The following is a 1,755-nucleotide window of genomic DNA, read 5'->3' on the forward strand; positions in this document are numbered from 1 at the left end:
AAAGAGAGGTGAAGTACTACATTGACATACTTCATCTCTCAAATTTCTATATATTTCTCTTATTCTTCTATTTCAAAGCTATTGGTTAAACGACCTAATCCTTCAATTTCAATCGAAATTTCATCGCCTGTTTTAAGCCAGTCTTGTTGATCTTCTGGATAACCTAATACTACCCCTGAAGGTGTACCTGTTAAGATGATATCCCCAGCTTGTAAGGTCATGTATTCTGAGATATAAGACACAATCTCAGCCACCTTGAAAATCATTTGCTTGGTATTAGCTAATTGAACTTCTACACCATTACGGTATGTTTTAATGGCTAAATTGTTGATGTCCACTTCATCTTTTGTCGTTAAATAGGGACCAACGGGTGCAGAGAAATCGTTTGTTTTACCAAGTAACCATTGACCTGATTTGAACTGTAAGTCACGAACGGATACATCATTGGCTATAGAATAGCCAAATACGGCATCTAGGGCCTCAGATTGGGAAATATTTTTAGCTGTTTTGCCAATTACGACCGCTAATTCCCCTTCATAATCGAATTGTTCGCCGTGTTTATTCAATGGGATGACCTGATTATGGCTGGCTAAGGCGTTATTAAATTTTGAAAATAATACGGGTTCTTCTGGATCATCAGAGATTTTCGATTCACTCACATGGTCATGATAATTTAAGCCCACACAAATTATTTTCTCAGGATTATGGATAACTGGCGCATAGACAATGGTGTCCGCGTCCACAAAGGTTACTTCGTGGGCATGGTGGGTATAGTAGTCTAGAATTTGTTGAATACGGTCCTTGTATGACCCTTCAATAATAGTCTTCAGTTGGTTTGGGACTTGAATACCTAATGTTTCACTTGCTTCTCTGATGTCGATAATTCCTAAGTCACTCAGGATACCAACTTGCATGTCATTTGAATTTGCCTGGAAATATTGAATAAATTTCATCGTCAACCCCCTATGATTCTGCCTGTTCAGTGATTTTTACTACCCTTAGAATACCACTTTTGACTGTAAAATGTACATCATAAGCATCAAAACGCATGCCGTAAATTTTATCAGGATTATCTTGGGTTCTAGGTCTCGGGTCTTGAGCTAAAACGGCTTGCAGTTGGGTAAGTAAATATTCTGGTAACCCCGCAGTCACCGCTTCAGGCATATCGACTGTCAATGGTTGCCAAGCTACTTCATCTGTAAAACCAGCCCTAGCCTCTTCATGGATGTCTGTTTTGACATAGGGTTTGATATCTAAAATAGGTGTTTTATCCATTAAATCAACACCAGATACTTCTAAAGACACTTTTCCAGCCCCATCGATATGAACTTTTTCTAATTTCACTGAAGACAGGCCGATAGGATTTGGTCGGTACGGCGACCTTGAAGCAAAGACACCTACCCGTTCATTCCCACCCAAACGAGGCGGTCTGACAGTTGCTTTGTTGGCCCGACCCTTTTGTGCTGAAAAATGCCAAACTAACCACAAGTAATCAAAGGATTGAATCTCTTTAAAATATTCAATTTGATTGAAAGGTGGATAAAATTGAATCATTCCCTTTACTTGTGGCACAACCATACTTTGTCTCGGAATGCCGAACTTTTCTACAAAAGCTGTTTCTATCCAACCTATAGGTGCTACTTCCATATACATCCTCCATGCTCTTGCTTATTTCTGCTTTATTTTAATTAATTACAATACCAGACGACACTTTCCTCAATATACTTGTATAAGTTTCCGTCGCAAACTATACTG

At 38.9% G+C, this 1,755-nt stretch carries 2 protein-coding genes; both read right to left on the reverse strand.

What is annotated here, in order from left to right:
- Positions 1 to 59: 59 nt before the first annotated feature.
- On the reverse strand, positions 60 to 953 hold the full coding sequence (locus tag ACRCJ0_RS13380; RefSeq protein WP_431390736.1) for a fumarylacetoacetate hydrolase family protein: 894 nt from the start codon (positions 951 to 953) through the stop codon (positions 60 to 62).
- Positions 954 to 963: 10 nt separating this feature from the next.
- On the reverse strand, positions 964 to 1,647 hold the full coding sequence (gene tsaA / locus ACRCJ0_RS13385; protein WP_431390737.1) for a tRNA (N6-threonylcarbamoyladenosine(37)-N6)-methyltransferase TrmO: 684 nt from the start codon (positions 1,645 to 1,647) through the stop codon (positions 964 to 966).
- Between the last annotated feature and the right edge of the window lie 108 nt (positions 1,648 to 1,755).

Source organism: Aerococcus sp. L_32 (assembly GCF_050689315.1).